This window comes from Sinorhizobium garamanticum, assembly GCF_029892065.1.
Lineage (GTDB): Bacteria > Pseudomonadota > Alphaproteobacteria > Rhizobiales > Rhizobiaceae > Sinorhizobium > Sinorhizobium garamanticum.
The window spans coordinates 2,166,837-2,183,427 of record NZ_CP120373.1 but is presented as its reverse complement, the minus strand read 5'-3'; the positions used below and the strand labels follow the sequence as shown (position 1 = coordinate 2,183,427).

Here is a 16,591-nt window from a genome sequence, read left to right as displayed (position 1 = left end):
CTCGCCGGAGAGGGCTGCGACCCGGGCCTTCGAGAGGGCGAGCGGCCCACAAGCGGGCCGGCCAGGCAATGGCGGCGGCCGACTATTTTCCGCCGGCCCTCCCGGGCCTTTGCAGCGCGAAGCAAAATATTCGGCCTTAGCCATCATGGCCCTCGCTTCGCTCGGGCTGCCCGTCCGGCCCGCCCGTGGGCTTCCGTCGCCATGAAGGCCGCGAGGGTCGCGGTCACACCGACGAAGGAGCATCCCATGACGAGCGAGCAGGACGACAGCTATGAGCCGCATCACGCCTCATCCCCGACCGACCATGTCCTCAACGAACTCCAGCTCTACGGCTACCGTCCCTTCGAAGACGAGCCGGATCCACGGCCTCTCCCCGAAGGCAACATCGTCGCCGGCGCGGTGGCCGACATCTTCGACGCGCTGATCGTGAGCCTCAGCGACACCCGGCTCGAACCCGACCTCGAGGACCTGCTGTGGTCGACGGTCAATCTCTTCCACCGCGCCACCGAGCGGATCGAACGCGAGCTCGACGACAACGAGCAGGCGCAGCGCCGCAGCCAGCGGGAACAGGACGGCAGCGAAGTCAAATCCAACGACCTCGAGCGCCTCATTGCTGAGGGCCAGACTCTCCTCGAACGCCGCGACGCCTTCGAGCTCATGCGCGATCAGGCCGCCGAGCAGTTCGAGCGCCACACCGGCTCGAGCTGGCGCCCGCGCTCCGGATCGATGGTCAATCACCGGGCGATGACGGCCGCGATGATCGACAGCCGCGACTTCCTGGCCGCGAAGAAGCACGCCGAGACCCAGGTGATGCTGCCACCCGGTCCGAAGATCGCCTTCACCGGAGGCCTCGACTTCAACGATCATCAGCTGATCTGGGGCACGCTCGATCGGGTCCACGCGAAGCACCCGGACATGGTGCTGATGCATGGCGGATCCCCCAAGGGCGCCGAACGCATCGCTGCCCGCTGGGCCGATCATCGCAACGTCGCGCAGATCGCCTTCAAGCCCGACTGGACGAAGCACGCCAAGGCGGCGCCCTTCAAGCGCAACGACGCCATGCTCGACGTCCTCCCGATCGGCGTCATCATCTTCCCGGGCACCGGCATCCAGGACAATCTCGCCGACAAGGCGAGAAAGCTCGGCATCCGCTGCTTCGACTTCCGTAAGAAGGGCGGCGCGTGAGCGCCGCCCTTCGCTCGCGACGACTTCATCTGATTCGCTGAAGCCTCGGCTTCCCAGGCGAGTTTGACTCACGAGGCGCGCGCCGCCGCGGAACCGGGTGACATCGTGACCCCCGTGCCGGAAGACAGCGGCCATGATGTCCTACAGCACGCCCGACGGCGCGGAGCCCTGGAAGAGAAAGCTCGACGAGACTTTCTCCGTCACCCTCATCATTATGCCGATGGTCGGCGTCATCCCTGTGGCCACCACATTCGGCTCGACGGAACGCGGTTCACGAATTATCTATAAAATATGACGACAGCAAAGGACGACACCATCGCGGTGCGGATCAGCCGCACGCTCGCCGACCGCATTGTCTCGGGCGCAATTATGGCCGGCAGTAAACTAAGACAGGACCACATTGCCGAGGAGTTCGGCGCCAGCCACGTGCCCGTGCGCGAAGCGTTCCGTCGCCTCGAAGCGCAGGGTCTGGTGGTGAGTGAGCCCCGCAAGGGCGTGCGCGTCGCCGAATTCAGTCTTGAAGATGTTCGCGAGGTCGCAGAAATGCGCGCAGCGCTCGAAGTGCTCGCGCTACGCAATGCTGCCCCGCACCTGACAAAAGCCATTCTTGATCAGGCCGAGGAAGCCACAAGGGCCGGCGATCGTGCGGGCGATGTGCAGGCTTGGGAAGAGGCCAACCGCACCTTCCATCGTATCCTCCTCACCCCTTGCAAGATGCCTCGCCTCCTCAAGGCAATCGACGACCTGCATGCGGCCAGTGCGCGTTTCCTGTTCTCCGGTTGGCGAGCAGAATGGGACGCGCCGACCGACCGCGATCACCGGGCGATCCTTGCCGGCCTGCGTGCTGGAGACGTGGAAGCCGCCGCTTCGGTGCTAGCCCGCCATGTTCAATGGGTCGGCCAGAAGCCGCGGCACGCCCCGGCGGGAAAAGTCGTCGCTCGCGGCTGAATTATCTATTATCTGTCGGATGACTTGAACTCTCGATCCTTTTGTGGACTCTATCTAGCGATAGAATCGAATAATTATCTATAATTCAGGAGAGTTCACATGGTCGCCGCTGCCGCAAGGCTTGTCGAGCATCGGGCACAAATAGCCCGAACCTGTTTCATCGTTCTCGCCGGCGTCGCCCTGATGACGTTGGCCGCAAAAATCCAGGTTCCGTTCTGGCCGGTTCCCATGACGCTCCACACCTTGGCGGTCATGGCATTTACCGTCTATTTCGGTCCCCGTATCGCCGTGTCGATCTTCCTCGCTTATCTCGTCGCCGGCGCCCTTGGGTTTCCCGTTTTCTCCGGATCGCCGGAACGGGGCATCGGTCTTGCCTATATGGTTGGCCCGACGGGCGGTTATCTCGCTGGCTACCTCATTGCATCCTGGTTGGTGGGATGGCTGGCGTCCGGCAAGAGGCTACTCGGGCGTCTTGCTGCGATGCTGATCGGTATCTCCGTGGTCTATGCATTCGGCGTCGCGTGGCTCGCGCTCTATATCCCGGCCGCTCAACTTCTCGCCGTTGGCGTTCTGCCTTTCCTTCTCGGCGATCTGGTCAAGATCGTCGTTGTCGCTGTCGGATTCGGCCTGCTTCCTGCACCGCTGCGGGAGGCCTCGCAATGACCGACGACAGTAGCATCCGGCACGACTGGACCGTCGAGGAAATCGAAGCGTTGCATGAGCTGCCGCTCCTAGAGCTGATCGGCCGCGCCAGCACCGTCCACCGCCTCCACCACGATCCCAACAGGGTCCAAAAGGCGAGTCTGCTCTCGATCAAGACCGGGGGATGCCCTGAAGATTGCGCCTATTGCCCGCAATCGGCCCATCACCGCGAAGTCGAACTCACCCGCGACAGGCTGATGGACCCGCAAAAGGTCGTCGCTTTGGCGGCGACTGCCAAGGCGGCAGGGGCGGAGCGGTTCTGCATGGGAGCCGCCTGGCGTCAGGTGCGCGACGGCAAGGAATTCGATGCCGTCATCGAGATGGTCGAGGGCGTCAGAGCCCTCGGTATGGAAGCTTGCGTGACGCTCGGCATGCTCAAGCCCCACCAGGCCGCGCGCCTCGCGGCGGCGGGGCTGACAGCCTACAACCACAATCTCGACACCAGTCCCGAGTTCTACAGCCGCATCATCACAACCCGCACCTATCAGGACCGGCTTGAAACACTGGCGACGGTGCGCGCGGCCGGCATTGAGCTCTGCTGCGGGGGCATTATAGGGATGGGCGAGAGCGGGCGAGACCGCGCCGCCATGCTCCAGGTTCTCGCCAATTTCGATCCTCACCCGGAGAGCGTACCAATCAACGCGCTCGTGCCGGTGAGCGGTACGCCGCTCGCCGCGCGGCCGCGGATCGACCCGCTGGAACTTGTGCGCATGGTGGCAACAGCCCGGCTCGTTATGCCGGCTTCTGTCGTGAGGCTTTCGGCCGGACGCGCCGCCCTGAGCCGGGAAGCGCAGATCCTTTGCCTTGTCGCCGGGGCAAATTCGATCTTCTATGGCGATACACTGCTGACGACGCCCAACGCCGGTCTCGGCGAAGACGCAGGGCTGCTAGCGGCGATAGGTGTGCAGCGGCACGCGGACGTGTCGGTCTCCAGTGCGTGACAGGGACCAAAAGCGATCTATCTATCGGCGCGTGCTGCTACCCAGCATTCGCGCCGTTCTTCGGGATATCGACCACCACACGAGCACCATGCCCCGCCTCGACCCTAAGCGTCCCTCCAAACTGATCGACGATTGACCGGATCAGGCGCATGCCGAGTCCGGGGCTGTCTTCGTTGTTGAAGTCGCTCGGTAGGCCAACGCCATCATCGCTCACCGTCAGGCGAGCGATCGACCCCGTTGACCAGAGCTCGACTCTGATGCTGCCGTGGCGATCTGCCGGATAAGCGTGCTTCAAGCCGTTCATCACGAGCTCGGCGACGAGCATTCCCGTCTTCATCGCCCGCTTCGAACCAAATTCGATCGGTTGAGCACGGACTTCAATGCCATCGACATTGCTCGGCCGGTGAGCTGCGAGCGCTCCACAAATGCCCTCAAGGAACACCGACATGTCGACCCTGTCGCTGCCTGAGGCTCGATAGAGTTGGTCATGCGCGGCCGCGACGCTTGCAATTCGGCGCTGTGCTTCCTTGATCGCAAGCGCAGCCTCGATGTTGGTGAGCCGGCGTGCTTGCAGCGTCAGCATGCTCGACACCAATTGCAGCGAGTTCTTCACCCGGTGATCGACTTCCTGCATGAGCACATGGTTCTGCGCCAGCAGCCGATCCTTTTCCATCAAGAGCTGTTCCGCATCACGACGCGCCACGCGCTCGGCTTCAAGCGACCGCCGCAGCTCGAGCTCGGTGATCACACGGCGGGCCAACGCCTTCAACAGAGACCGCTGCTTGTCGCTCAGATCGCGCGGCTGCCGATCGAGCACGCAAAGGGCACCGACATAGGTCCCGTCCGGAGCAACAAGTGAAGCCGCCGCGTAAAAGCGCACCGAGCTTGCCGGGTGCGTTCGCAGATAGTTCCTGAACCGCGCATCCGTTACGAGGTCCCGAACGACGATGACCTCATCTGAGGGCTGCGCTAACGCGCAAATACTGCCTGGATCGGCGCTATCCTCGTCGCGCAGGCTGGTAGCCGCCTGAATCCACTGATCACCCTCATCGACAAAATGGATCGTGGCGACGGGCGCGTCGCACACTTCTGTCGCCAACCCGACGATTTCGTCGAATGCCGGCGCAGCCGAAGTAACCGCGACATCATAACGATCCGAAAGGCCGAGACGATTTTCTTTCAATTCTTGAGCTTGCCGCACGAAACCTGCCCCTCCAACGCGCGCACATCGCCGAAGGAAGGAGTGGCCGAACTCTACGCACCTCTCCTTGGGTGTCCGCAGTCGTTCACTACGGCTCTGCGGCCCTACGCCCTAGACCCGGTCAGATCATGCAGCATAGTACATTTGCATCATTCAGCGCGGCCCCGGCCGCACCGGGCCTGGTTTGTGGTTTCCAGTAAAGCCGCGCTCGCGCGCCCACACGACAGCGCCTGCCCTGTCATGCACATCGATCTTCACGTAGATTCGAGCGATGTGATTGCGTACGGTATTCTGCGTCACACCCAGTTTCTTCACGATCGCCGCATTGGTGAGCCCCTGACACATGAGCCCGAGTACCTCGAGTTCCCGCGGGGTCAAATCAGATAGACTTGCTTCCGGCTTGCCTGACGAGCCAGGGCGACGAAGAAGAGCGAGCTTCTCGATGATCGTCCGGCTGAACCAGGAGGTGTCCTGCATCACGGCCTCGATCGCCGCGATAAGCTCCTCTTCCGAGCGCTTGCGCTCGGTGATGTCCTGGATGACCGTCAGGACGCATTCCTCGTCCTGAATGCTGACCGTCTCTGCGGAGATGAGGCAGTCGAGCACTTCATCGTGGGGCGTGCGCAGTTGCACCTCGACCTTGCGTAAGCTGCCGGACGCCTGGATCTCACTTTCGAGGTGCTTGCGCGCGGCCTTGTCCACCCAGATCGGCAGTTCGGCGCTCGTTCGCCCGATCACCTCTGCCGGTTCATAGCCGAGCACAGTCTTGAAGGCGTCGTTGACATCCAAAATGCGCAAGCCGTCCCGTGTCGACAGCATCGTTGGAATCGGCGTCAGCCTGAACGACCGGGCGAAGCGCTCCTCGCTCTGGCGCAGAGCGTCCTCCATATGCTTGCGAGGCTCCATGTCGATGAAGGTGAAGAGCATGCATTTCTCTTCACCGATCTCGATCGGCTGGCCGGCAACGATGACGGCTTTGGTTTTTCCGTCGGGAAGTCGAACCGTCGATTCCATTTGCGGAATAGTCCGGCCGTCGCGAAGACTGGCGAGCGCGACATCCTTCTTTTCCGCGTTCTCCAAAACGTCGAACTCATAGGCGGACCGACCGATGAGGTCGTCCCGGCTATAGCTCGCCATCGCCAAAAAGCCCGCATTGACCCTGACATAACGCAGATCGGACAAGCGGCAGATGATCGCCGGCGCGGGATTGGCCGCAAATGTCCGCTCGAACCGGTCTTCGGCGCTGATCTTCTCAGTAACGTTCTCGATAACCAGAACGTATGACTCCGGGTTGCCCTTCGCGTCGGGAAGGGCAAAGCCGCGAAACTGCAAAACCCGTCGTCGATCTTCTGTCGCGCCTGAAGACGTCCGTCCCAGTTCGACAATCACGTCACGAAATTCCTCTCCCGCCTGGAGGCGATCGACGGGATACTGGTCCGCACCCAAAACGTGGTTGTTCCGGTATTTCAGCTCGAAACGCTCACGATAATCGGCCGCGGATACACCAAGCTCCAAGAGTTCCGAGACATTGTGAAGTGCAAGCGCACTCTCGTTCGCCCAGACGATACCGTCCTGGGGATCAATAAGAATGATGCCCTCGCCAAGCCCCGCAATAATCGTCTGCAGCTGACGCCGATTGACCTGGCTTTGCAACGCGACTCGATCTGGCGCCATTTGATTCATCCAGAGGGTTCCTCCTACCTACCGTCACGCGACGCACCTCATCCCGCAGGCAGAGCACGTGCTTCAAAAATGCCAATCGGTGCACCAGCGCCCAGGCAGCGCCTTCACTATTCTGCGCGATTGGTCTGTTTCTGCGCGAAATGTCCTTATCGGCAGTGCGCACCGCCTCACCATTCGGGCTAGTGAGGCGGTGTTACAAACGACGGCTGCTCACATGCGAGGCCGCCCTGTCATTGATTTACGGCCCGCGTAGCTTGCCAATTGCAATGTTATAACGTATCGCTGTTAAGATGACAATTTTTCGGGTTAGTTGTAATTTTGGAGCCGGTCCCCAAACCAATCCTGTCCGTACGAGAGTTGCGTGTTCTGATCGGAACTCAGCGCGTCGTCGACGGACTCTCATTCAACGTGTTCCCGGGCGAGCGTGTTTGCCTTCTCGGAGCTTCGGGTTCGGGCAAGTCCCTCACGGCAGGCGCCATCCTCGGGCTTCTTCCAGCCAGCGCATGCGCGCAAGGAAGCATCCGGGTCCAGGGACGCGAAGTTATTGACCTGCCCGCCGCGCGTCGCCCCATCGACGTGCGCGTCGGCATGGTGTTTCAGGACTCCTTTTCGGCACTCAATCCCCTGGTGTCGATCGGCTCTCAGCTCCAGGAGCCATTCCGCCGCCTGCACGATCTCTCGCCACGCGCAGCCCTCCAGGCCGCGATCGAACTTCTGGACGCGATGGCTCTTCCCGATCCAGGCCAGATCGTTCGCCGATCCCCTGCTGAGCTCTCCGGCGGTCAACGCCAAAGGGTCTGCATCGCGCTCGCGCTCGCCTGCAAGACGCCGCTGCTCGTCGCCGACGAACCGACGACCGCGCTCGATGTCGTCACGCAAGCGCAGGTGCTTCGCGTTCTGAAGGAAAGCACTGGGCGCACCGGCACGCCGGCTCTGCTCTTCATCACGCACGACCTTTGTGCGGCCTCAGAGCTCTGCGAGCGCGCGATCGTCATCGAACGGGGCACGCTCGTCGAAAGCAACCGCGTCGATGCGCTTATCGCCGACCCACAGCACAGCTTCACCAGGGAGCTTGTTGCTGCCGCCCGTGACGGCATTGGGCTCGCGCCACGTGCCACCGAACCGACGCTCGCTGCGGGGGCCTGAATGCAGAGCGCTTCTCCCCTCAACGATGACGGCTCCTTCCTCTCCGCTGACAAGCTCGCGAAGAGCGTTAGGCTGCCAAGGCACGCCTTCTGGAAGCCGGCAAAAAGCAAGCTGGTGATGAAGGACATTTGCCTTCGGCTTTATCCGGGCGAGCGTGTCGGACTGGTCGGGATGTCGGGATCCGGCAAGACCACGCTCCTGCGCTCGCTGCTCGCGATCGAGGAGCCGGATGCCGGCACCATCCTCTGCCAGCGGAAGCTGGTGCGGCCGAGCTCGGTTGCCGCCTTGCGCTGGTATCGAAAGGCCGTGCAGTACATTCCGCAGGATCCGGCGTCCTCACTCGATCCCGCAATGACAGTCCAGGCGCTCGTCGCCGAACCGCTGACACGGTTGCGGGTTGATTGCGATCCCTTCGAACGCGCTGCGAAGGTTCTCGAGGAGGTCGGCCTCGACCGCCGATTCCTCGACCGGCGCCCGCTTGAACTTTCCGGCGGGCAGGCTCAACGCGTCGCCATCGCCCGAGCCCTTGCAACCCGTCCTGGATATCTGCTCGCCGACGAGCCGCTGAGCGGCCTCGATCTTCCCATCCGGTCTCAGGTCGTGGACGTGCTCAGGCGCCTGTGCGAAACCAACGGGACGGGCCTTCTCATCGTTTCCCATGATCTGTCGGTTGTTGCGAAGTTCTGCCAGCGCACGCTCGTCATGGACGACGGCGAGATCGTTGAAGATCGTCCAACCGCGGAACTGCTCCGCGATCCGAGGCATCCGCGAACCGCGGATCTGATCAACGCCGTTCGCCCATTGCCGGACCCTGGCAAGCGGCGGCCAACGGTCGAAGCGGGAGCAGGACATCCCCAATGATCGCCTCAGCCCCGACCGGGGCTGGAAAGATCGTTGAGGTTCCGCCCAGCCCACAAATTCTTCTCGCAAACCGGCTCGTCTTCAACATCGGCTTTCCACCTCGCGATCGTGTCCCGGCAACGCCGTTGTCGGGCCTGCGCTCGATGCCGGCCGTTCCGCCGCCCGCCGCGCTCGCCGTCACTCTCCAGTTCACTCCCTTCAACCTCGCTTCCATCTCAAAGGAGTCCCTCCGGTGAAATCCCGCACCATCACGCTATCGCTGCCCGTCATCCTCGCAACCTCCGTCCTGCTCGCCGCGTGTTCCGACGACGACAAGGTCGCAGGAACATCCGCCCCCCAGTCAGATGCACGCGTCCGTGTCGCGATGCTCCAACCGCCCCGCTCCGGTTTGACGCCGCTGTCCGACGATGCCTTCAAGCTGTCCCGCTGGAGCACGGCCGAAACGCTGATCAGGCTTGATGCCTTGGGAGATCCCCAGCCTTTCCTCGCGACCGAATGGAAGCAGATCGATCCCAAGACGTGGCGTTTCGTCATTCGCAAGGGAGTCAAGTTCCACGACGGAACCGACCTTACCGTGGAGCGGGTTGTTCAGGCCCTCACCGCCGCGACCAAGGCGGCGCCTAAGCCGCGCATCCTCGACGGCATCGCCATGACCGTCGAGGCCGACGGCGAGAACGCAATCATCGTGCGCACTGCAAACGAGGATGCTCTGATCCCTAACCGCCTCTCGAGCCCGCAGCTCGCCATTCTCGCAGCGAGAGCGTATGGCCCCGACGGCCGCGTCATCCCAATCGAGGCGGGCACCGGCCCGTTCGTGCTGAAAGAGATCAAGGGAACAGAAAGCGCGAGGCTGGACCGTTTCGAGAATTATTGGGGCGAAAAGGCAAAGCTCGCCGGTATCGATGCCGATTATGTGCCCGATGGAACGGCCCGCGCTGCCGCCCTCAGAACCGGCGCGGCCGATGTCGTCGAGGCGGTTCCGGTCTCGCAGGTGGCCCTTCTCGATCCTGCGCTCGTGCACGAAGTGCCGATGCCGAGAACCAACACGCTTTATCTGAACACCAAGTCCGGCCCGCTCACCGATCCCGGTCTACGGGCCGCCATCCGTGAGGCGATCGACCGCGAAGCGATCGTCAAAACCGTCTACGAGGGCCGCGCGGACATCGCCGCGGGGCTGCTCGGGCCAGCGCTTCCCTGGGCCGCCGAACTGCGCCGTCCGATTCCGGATCGCACGCAGGTGTCGAACCCGAACGGTGTCGAGATCACCCTTGCGACATTCTCCGACCGCGCCGAGCTCCCGGAGGTCGCCGTTCTGCTTGAGCAACAGCTCACCAAGGCAGGGTTCAAGGTGAAACAGGAAGTGCGCCAATATGCGCATATCGAGGCGGATGCGCTCGCCGGAAAGTTCGACGCCTTCATCCTCTCTCGCGCGACCGTTCTCGATTCCGGCGATCCCGTCGCCTACATGTACAGCGATTTTGCCTGTGCCGGATCCTTCAACATCTCCCAACTCTGCAACGCGGACGTTGACGAGGTATTGCGTCGAGCCGCGGCGCTGTCCTCCGGTCCCGCACGCCGCCAGGCCATCATCGATGCAGAGAGTGCGATCCTCGCGACCGATGCTGCCATCCCGATGCTCCACGAGCGCGTCATCCAGGGCGAATCCAAGCGCGTCACCGCGGCTGAACGTGATCCGCGCGAACGGACGCTCATTACCGAACGGACGGCAATCGCATCCGGCCAGCAAGCGGACTAGCACGATGGCGCCAACCGATGTCATGGCCTCGTCCTCGCCGTCGCGCCTGCTGACGAGACGGTTGCTGCCCTTCGTTCCAGCCCTTTCACGGGCAACGACGCTCACCGCCGTTCTCATCCTCGTCGGATTGCTGCCCTGGCTTTCGGGGCGCGATCCGGCGCTCAGCATCCTGCGCGCCCGCTCCGGCGAACAGGAGGCAACGCCAGAGGCGCTCGCGGCGATCAGGAGACAGCTCGGCCTCGACCTCGGCCCTATCGAGAAACTCAGGACCTGGCTCCTCGGTCTGCTCGAGGGTGACGCGGGGACGTCCTGGATTTCGGGCGCTCCTGTTCTGCCGGGAATGCTGAATGCTGCGCAGGTCTCGCTGACGCTGATGGCATGCGCGATGCTGGTCGCGGCGACCACTGCGGCGCTTCTTTGTTCTCCGACAATGCACCAAGGTCTCCGCGGCAATCTCGGCCGCTCTTCAGGCGCCGCGGGAGCGGCCCTCACGGCATTACCCGAGTTCCTGCTCTCCTCGATCCTGCTTGTCGTCTTTGCCGCCTGGCTCAAATGGTTTCCACCCTATGGCTGGCGCGGCCCGGTTTACGCCGTGCTTCCAGCGCTTGCGCTTGGGTTGCCGGCCGGCGGCTTGCTCGGACGCCTCTTCAGCGATGGATTGTCGGCGACGTTTTCCGAGCGATGGGTCGCGACCTGGAGCGTCGCAGGCTTCCCTCGCTGGAGGATCGCACTCGCGGTCTTTCGTCGAACCCTTCCGAGCCTGATGCCGCAGGTGGGAATGGTGATGGTCGGGCTGACGGGCGGCGCGATCGCCGTCGAGCAAGTGTTCTCGATCCCAGGCCTCGGGCGCGCGACGCTCGGCGCTGCGTCGGCGCAGGATTTGCCGGCGCTCCAGACGGGCATTCTCATCCTGCTTGCGATTGCGGTCTTCCTTGGAAGCATGGCCAATATCGGCCGAGCACTGCTGCTCGGCCGCGCGCTCGAGCTTGGCGCATTGCCGGTGCCACGTGCTGACAGCAGCGCATACCGCCCCTCCTGGGTCGTGCCGGCGGTCGTTGGGGCCATGCTTCTCGTGCTGATCGCTGCCGGGCTCGGCCGGGACCCGTTCACCTCCGCTTTCGTGCGCCTGCAGCCGCCAAGCCTTGCCTTGCCACTCGGCGCCGACGGGATCGGTCGCGACATTCTTGCACGCGTCGGCCACGGAGCGCTTTCGACGATCGGTATGGCGCTGGTCGTCGTCTTCCTGTCACTGACCCTGGGGCTGGCTGTCGGCATGGCGCCACGCCTCGCCGCCGGTCCGATCGAAATCACAAAGGGCACGCCGCCTATCATCGCCGGCCTCGTCGTGGCGGGGATCATAGGACCGAGCGCGAGCGGCGCCATGATCGCGGTCACCGCTGTCGCTTGGGCACCGCTCGCGGCCCATACTGCCGCTCTCGTCTCCGAGGTAATGGCGCAGCCACATGTCAGGATCACGCCAATCCTGGGTGTGGGCCGTATGCGCCTAATGAGCCGATATGTCCTGCCGGCTGTCGCCGGTCCCGTGTTCCGGCACGCGATGCTTCGCCTGCCGGGTACGGCTCTCGCCCTTGCGGCTCTCGGATTCCTGGGGCTTGGCCCCCGTCCGCCCTCGCCGGAATGGGGCCTCGTGCTCGCCGAGGGGATGCCCTACCTTGAGCGCGCGCCTTGGGCCGTTCTGATACCGACGCTGGCTCTCGTGCTCCTGTCCGTACTGGCGGTATCGTTGTCTGGTTTCGTCGGTACCTTCCGACGCCGCCGTACAACGCGGTAAGCGTTCGACGATCGGCAGCAGCTCAGGCGGGCTTTCCCGTAACGGCAATATGCGCGGCGCGTGCATAGACTGGTGCGCGAGTTCGCCGACGACCGCTTGCTCCAGCTTTCAGGGGGAGGGCGCATCACGTCTTTCAGCTACTCGCCGGGGTTATCTTGGGACCGGCCTCAAGATGGCCATCGCTGGCGTTGTGGCGCGACGAACCACGTGGGCGAGGCCTCTGTGGGAGAGCGAACCTGCGAGCTCAGATCTCGTCAGCCCCTGACGGACAGAACACCACCCCCGCGTCCATCCGCTGATCCTTGGTCCGGCCGCCGGCCTGTCGCCATCAACCCGTAAAGGGTCCGCTCGCGAGCGTGCGGCCTTGAGGCTTCGCCTCCGCGGTGATTGCGGCCAACAGCCAGACACATCGGGCGCCTGTCGCGCGGGGGGTGGTCCCCCGCCCTGAAACAGGAGCCGAAACGATGTCCCTCAACGACGCTCACGCCTTCGCCTTCAGCCTCGCTTCCACCCTCATGGTCGCCATCGTGATCTTCCGCGCCGGCGATGGCAGCCTCTCAGTCCTGCCAGCTAACGAATACGACGGCGACAGCTCAGAGATCATCCGCGAGATCGATCCCTTCGCCTCATGACGAGGCGGAGGCATTGCTCAAGCGCCAGCGGGAATTGCGAGCAAATTCCCGCTCCCGCCGCTGATCTTCTTCGGCTATATTTCGAGTTGCGCCGTGGTGGTGGTGGTGGAGGCGCGCTTGTCGCTGCTTTCCATGGGAGACACCACCATGATTATTCTTGCCATCATCGCCAGCTTCGCCGCCATCGGCGTCATGTGCTGGCTGCTCTTCAATCTCGCCGTTTTTGCTCTTCCCCTTTTTGCGGGCATCACCGCCGGCACCTGGGCTTATCAGTCCGGCGCTGGCTGGCCCGGCGGGATCATCGTCGGCATCGTCGCCGCCGGACTGACGCTTGTCGTTGGTCAGCTCCCGCTCGCCTTTGTCCACGCGCTCTGGCTGCGCCTGCTGGTCGCAGCGGCATTCGTCGCGCCAGCCGTCCTCGCCGGCTACCACGCCACGCTTGGCATCGTGAAGCTCACCATGCCGTCGGAAGGCTGGCAGATCGCCTTCTCCATTGTCGGGGCGATCGCCGTTGGCGTCTGCGCGTTTGCGCGCCTCGTCGCGATGCCCCTGAGCGGAGACACTGCTCAATCGGCCAGATTGTCGTGATGCAATCCTATCAAAGCATCTCCTGTTCAGCATCGGTCGGAGGCTCCAACCCGAACGCAGTTGATGCAATTGGCCCCGCCCGGCGGTAACCGGGCCGGGGATGCGAAAGGCCCGTGGAGCCAATGGCAGCGAGAGGCGAGATCGGGAGGGAGAGGCACCCCGCGCGAGCGCCGTCATCCGAAGCCGGTGCGTTGGGCGGCTTGAGGCTCAGATCGACGCCCGGCGCATGAGGGGCACCGTCGCGAGTGCAGTCGACATGGGCGGCCGGTCTCGACGGCGCGCCGGAGGTCTCGATCGGTGGCGGCGCGGTCGCCGGCTCACCAGTCTGGGACAGGCGTTCGAGCCTGGCCGGGACGACGATAATGATGCCGCGAGCGATACCGGAGCCGTGAAGGCGAAGCCAGGTCGCCATGTTCGTCCTTGATCCCGAGCTGGTAGTCACCCGCTCCCCGGCGGCCTCCTCAATGGCCTGATCTGGCCGAAGACCGGCTAAAGCCTCGATCGCCTATGGCGCAACAGCGGCGTCGAAACTTTCTTCCCCTGGGCTGAAGCCCATTCCTCGCGAGACAAGAAAGTTCCTCCTTTGCTGTCGGGCCCCTCACGGGGTGCGCCGGCGCTCGTCTCCGGCCGGTCGATCGCCATCGAGGCCGCGATGGGCGCGGGCTCGAAACAGCAGATCAAGGAGAACTACCATGGCGACTATCGGCACCTTCAAGAAGTCCGGCAACGAATTCGTCGGCGAGATCGTCACCCTCTCGGTCCAGGCCAAGAACGTCCGCATCGTCCCCGAGATGGACCAGGCCAGCGAGAACGCCCCCAGCCACCGGGTCTTCGTCGGCCGCGCCGAGATCGGCGCCGCCTGGGCCAAGCGCTCGAACGAAGGCCGCGACTATCTCGGCCTCAAGCTCGACGATCCGAGCTTCACCGCCCCGATCTACGCCAACCTCTTCGACGACGAGGACGGCAAGGGCTACTCCCTCATCTGGTCCCGCCCGGCCCCACGCAACCGGGACTGACCACCCGCAACGCCCCGCCCGGTCACCACCGGGCGGGGGCTTCCTTATTCGCGAGCGACCGAATCAGTTCGCCGCAAATCGCCAAAATTCCTTCAAAGCCCGGCACAAATGACTGGCTTCGATGAGAGAGAGCGACTATTTTAGTCGTAGTTCTGGCGTATGGCGCTGTGTCGGTGGGAGGTGATCATGTATGATCACCGCCCGACAGTCGCGGGCCGCACGCGCGTTGCTCGGATGGACGCAGGAGACGCTCGCTGACAAGGCCCAGGTATCGCTGACCGCGTTGAAGCGCCTCGAGTCCGAAAGCGGCCTCGCGGTGTATGAGAGCACGCGCGATCAAGTCCGCCGCGCCTTCGAAAGCAATAACATCGTCTTCCTCTCATCCGAACAGGGTGAGGGAGTGATGCTTGTTCGTGGGAAAACCGAACGTCGCGGTTAAGGCGTCAAAACCCCTTCATCTGAGCAGTGTTTGCTTCTGGCGGCTTCAGTTATTGCCGCCCGGTAGGGTTAACAATCTCCAACTCGCCGCGTATGATTCAGGCAATGGGACGACAGCTTAGATGCCCGATTTTTTGAACGAACCACCACAGAGCCCGGTCCTCACTGCCTATGACCGGGAACATATGAAGCTCTACCTGCGCTTGCTCGATGCCGCGACCGATGGCGCCAGTTGGCGCGAAGCCGTTTCCATCCTGTTCGGGCTCGACCCCGACCGCGAACCCGAACGCGCACGGCGCGTCCACGACACGCATCTCGCGCGGGCCCGCTGGATGACGGAGCACGGCTACCGTCAACTTGTCCGAGAAGGACGCTAATCGTCCAGAAAACGTGCATTTGGCGCAACGCGCAGCGCCAACGCCGCGGCTTCCGCAAAGCGAATCGTGCCGGAATCATGACTGCCTCGTATCCACCATTGGATGCGCGTGGAGTGAAGGTCATGATTCCGGACACATCACGCTGGAGATCATCATCGACCTACGACTATGTTGATGATCTCTCTGGTCCCGACTTCGCCTGGGAATGGTTGCGCCGTAACAGCAATTACCAGGCGGACTACCAAGCGACTCAATTTTCAGACGCCGATCGCGAGCGCGTGACCAATACGCTTCGCTCGCGCTGGGGGCTACACTTTCGCCATTCCTCCCGATCTCAACGCAAAGCAAACCAACGTCTTCTGGTCACCCGACATCGACACCTCCATGGTGCTATTAGCGCCATCGCCGTCCTCGGTTCGCTCCAAACCCAGTCTCCTGAGCGTTTCCAATGTCACTGAGGGTCAGGCTTCCGAACGTGGAGTCTTCGTCCGCCACGCACTGGGCGGCGGCGAGACCGCCAATTTGCTTTTTTTGGCCGACGCCGTAGCGGACCAGCCGCTCGCTGCCCTCATCCCGCTCGATGTCGATGCTCCCGACCGCCTTCACTCCGTCTCTCGCCTCATGCGAGGACTGCTCGGCCGAACCATTCCAAGCGACGCGCGCCTGACGCCTCAGCGCCGGCGTCGTTTGCGCAATATGCTGCAAGCTGTCGACGGACGCGCTAACGGCGCAAGCTACCGCGAAATCGCCGAGGTCCTCTTCGGCAAAGACCGGGTCGCCACCGAGGCCTGGAAGACGTCGGCGCTCCGAGATGCAACGATGGATCTCGTCAAGGACGGCCTCGCCATGATTGCCGGCGGCTATCGCGCTCTCCTGCGGCATCGTCGTCGATCCTGACGAATTCATCCTCTTCGAGGGGGGTGATTTTTAGATTCTTATCTTCGCACTCCCTCCTGCCGGCCTTCCTTCGCCACCGTGGCCTTCGCTCACCGCTGACAACCAGCGGCCCCACCGAAACCACGGAGGCCCCGACCATGACACCCAGCCTATCCGGCATACCCCCACGTTATCTCCGAACCCCCGAAGCCGCTCGCTTTCTCGGTCTATCCGGCCGCACGCTCGAGAAGCACCGGACCTATGGGACCGGCCCGGCCTATCGCAAACTCGGCGGACGCGTCGTCTACGCGATCGAGGATCTGCAGGCCTGGGCCGACCGCGGCATGGTCACCTCGACCTCCGACCCGCGCGGTGAGGTCCTGCCGGCGAAACGCCACGATCCCGTACAGCTCGCCCACATCGGCCGCCACCTGCGCTGAGGCCGCCCA

General features: G+C 63.4%; 21 protein-coding genes. 18 read left to right on the top strand and 3 right to left on the bottom strand.

The features are described from left to right. Positions 1-246: 246 nt before the first annotated feature. The 5 genes from PZN02_RS10150 to bioB all read left to right on the top strand — a co-directional run bounded on the left by PZN02_RS10150 (position 247) and on the right by bioB (position 3,776). A complete protein-coding gene (locus tag PZN02_RS10150) occupies positions 247-1,185 on the top strand; it encodes a DUF2493 domain-containing protein (protein ID WP_280657881.1) in 939 nt (312 codons plus the stop codon). Positions 1,186-1,318: 133 nt separating this feature from the next. Beyond that, entirely contained in the window at positions 1,319-1,480 is a 162-nt protein-coding gene (locus tag PZN02_RS10145; RefSeq protein ID WP_280657880.1) for a cupredoxin domain-containing protein, read from the top strand. Then, entirely contained in the window at positions 1,477-2,133 is a 657-nt protein-coding gene (locus PZN02_RS10140) for a GntR family transcriptional regulator (RefSeq protein WP_280657879.1), read from the top strand. The genes PZN02_RS10145 and PZN02_RS10140 overlap by 4 nt, the downstream gene beginning before the upstream one ends. Before the next feature lie 99 nt (positions 2,134-2,232). After that, on the top strand, positions 2,233-2,796 hold the full coding sequence (locus PZN02_RS10135) for a biotin transporter BioY (RefSeq protein ID WP_280657878.1): 564 nt from the start codon (positions 2,233-2,235) through the stop codon (positions 2,794-2,796). Further along, positions 2,793-3,776: a biotin synthase BioB gene (bioB, locus tag PZN02_RS10130; RefSeq protein ID WP_280657877.1), complete on the top strand. Its 984-nt coding sequence runs from the start codon at positions 2,793-2,795 to the stop codon at positions 3,774-3,776. The genes PZN02_RS10135 and bioB overlap by 4 nt, the downstream gene beginning before the upstream one ends. Before the next feature lie 37 nt (positions 3,777-3,813). Here the strand turns inward: bioB and PZN02_RS10125 are convergent, their stop codons facing one another. Together PZN02_RS10125 and PZN02_RS10120 are read right to left on the bottom strand one after the other, a co-directional pair. Beyond that, a complete protein-coding gene (locus PZN02_RS10125) occupies positions 3,814-4,977 on the bottom strand; it encodes a sensor histidine kinase (RefSeq protein WP_280657876.1) in 1,164 nt (387 codons plus the stop codon). Positions 4,978-5,130: 153 nt separating this feature from the next. Next, on the bottom strand, positions 5,131-6,651 hold the full coding sequence (locus tag PZN02_RS10120; RefSeq protein ID WP_342394694.1) for a helix-turn-helix transcriptional regulator: 1,521 nt from the start codon (positions 6,649-6,651) through the stop codon (positions 5,131-5,133). Positions 6,652-7,017: 366 nt separating this feature from the next. Between PZN02_RS10120 and PZN02_RS10115 the strand changes: the two genes are divergently transcribed. The 7 genes from PZN02_RS10115 to PZN02_RS10085 all read left to right on the top strand — a co-directional run bounded on the left by PZN02_RS10115 (position 7,018) and on the right by PZN02_RS10085 (position 13,435). After that, the gene (locus PZN02_RS10115; protein ID WP_280657874.1) at positions 7,018-7,806 is read left to right on the top strand and encodes an ATP-binding cassette domain-containing protein; all 789 of its coding nucleotides are present in this window, start codon (positions 7,018-7,020) and stop codon (positions 7,804-7,806) included. Next, positions 7,807-8,667 (top strand): ABC transporter ATP-binding protein, encoded by an 861-nt coding sequence (locus PZN02_RS10110; RefSeq protein WP_280657873.1) that lies wholly within the window; start codon positions 7,807-7,809, stop codon positions 8,665-8,667. It begins immediately after the preceding gene. Further along, positions 8,664-8,903, top strand: a complete 240-nt coding sequence (locus PZN02_RS10105) for a hypothetical protein (protein WP_280657872.1) — start codon at positions 8,664-8,666, stop codon at positions 8,901-8,903. The genes PZN02_RS10110 and PZN02_RS10105 overlap by 4 nt, the downstream gene beginning before the upstream one ends. Beyond that, the gene (locus tag PZN02_RS10100) at positions 8,900-10,423 is read left to right on the top strand and encodes an ABC transporter substrate-binding protein (protein WP_280657871.1); all 1,524 of its coding nucleotides are present in this window, start codon (positions 8,900-8,902) and stop codon (positions 10,421-10,423) included. The genes PZN02_RS10105 and PZN02_RS10100 overlap by 4 nt, the downstream gene beginning before the upstream one ends. 4 nt (positions 10,424-10,427) lie before the next feature. Beyond that, entirely contained in the window at positions 10,428-12,215 is a 1,788-nt protein-coding gene (locus PZN02_RS10095) for an ABC transporter permease subunit (RefSeq protein ID WP_280657870.1), read from the top strand. Between the two features lie 464 nt (positions 12,216-12,679). Next, the gene (locus PZN02_RS10090; RefSeq protein WP_280657869.1) at positions 12,680-12,847 is read left to right on the top strand and encodes a hypothetical protein; all 168 of its coding nucleotides are present in this window, start codon (positions 12,680-12,682) and stop codon (positions 12,845-12,847) included. A gap of 147 nt (positions 12,848-12,994) precedes the next feature. After that, a complete protein-coding gene (locus tag PZN02_RS10085; protein WP_280657868.1) occupies positions 12,995-13,435 on the top strand; it encodes a hypothetical protein in 441 nt (146 codons plus the stop codon). 10 nt (positions 13,436-13,445) lie between these two features. Here PZN02_RS10085 and PZN02_RS10080 read toward each other — a convergent pair whose 3' ends face one another. After that, positions 13,446-13,847: a hypothetical protein gene (locus PZN02_RS10080; RefSeq protein ID WP_280657867.1), complete on the bottom strand. Its 402-nt coding sequence runs from the start codon at positions 13,845-13,847 to the stop codon at positions 13,446-13,448. 280 nt (positions 13,848-14,127) lie between these two features. On the opposite strand from PZN02_RS10080, the gene PZN02_RS10075 reads away from it, so the two are divergent. The 6 genes from PZN02_RS10075 to PZN02_RS10050 all read left to right on the top strand — a co-directional run bounded on the left by PZN02_RS10075 (position 14,128) and on the right by PZN02_RS10050 (position 16,582). Further along, a complete protein-coding gene (locus PZN02_RS10075) occupies positions 14,128-14,451 on the top strand; it encodes a DUF736 domain-containing protein (RefSeq protein ID WP_280657866.1) in 324 nt (107 codons plus the stop codon). A gap of 190 nt (positions 14,452-14,641) precedes the next feature. Continuing rightward, positions 14,642-14,890, top strand: a complete 249-nt coding sequence (locus tag PZN02_RS10070) for a helix-turn-helix domain-containing protein (RefSeq protein ID WP_280657865.1) — start codon at positions 14,642-14,644, stop codon at positions 14,888-14,890. Positions 14,891-15,011: 121 nt separating this feature from the next. After that, positions 15,012-15,266, top strand: coding sequence for a DNA -binding domain-containing protein (locus tag PZN02_RS10065; protein WP_280657864.1), 255 nt, complete (start codon positions 15,012-15,014; stop codon positions 15,264-15,266). 77 nt (positions 15,267-15,343) lie between these two features. Beyond that, positions 15,344-15,724, top strand: a complete 381-nt coding sequence (locus PZN02_RS10060) for a transcriptional regulator domain-containing protein (protein ID WP_342394693.1) — start codon at positions 15,344-15,346, stop codon at positions 15,722-15,724. Next, on the top strand, positions 15,651-16,163 hold the full coding sequence (locus PZN02_RS10055) for a DUF2285 domain-containing protein (protein ID WP_280657862.1): 513 nt from the start codon (positions 15,651-15,653) through the stop codon (positions 16,161-16,163). Before PZN02_RS10060 ends, PZN02_RS10055 begins: the two co-directional genes overlap by 74 nt. A gap of 137 nt (positions 16,164-16,300) precedes the next feature. Beyond that, positions 16,301-16,582 (top strand): helix-turn-helix transcriptional regulator, encoded by a 282-nt coding sequence (locus PZN02_RS10050; protein ID WP_280657861.1) that lies wholly within the window; start codon positions 16,301-16,303, stop codon positions 16,580-16,582. Positions 16,583-16,591 lie beyond the last annotated feature (9 nt).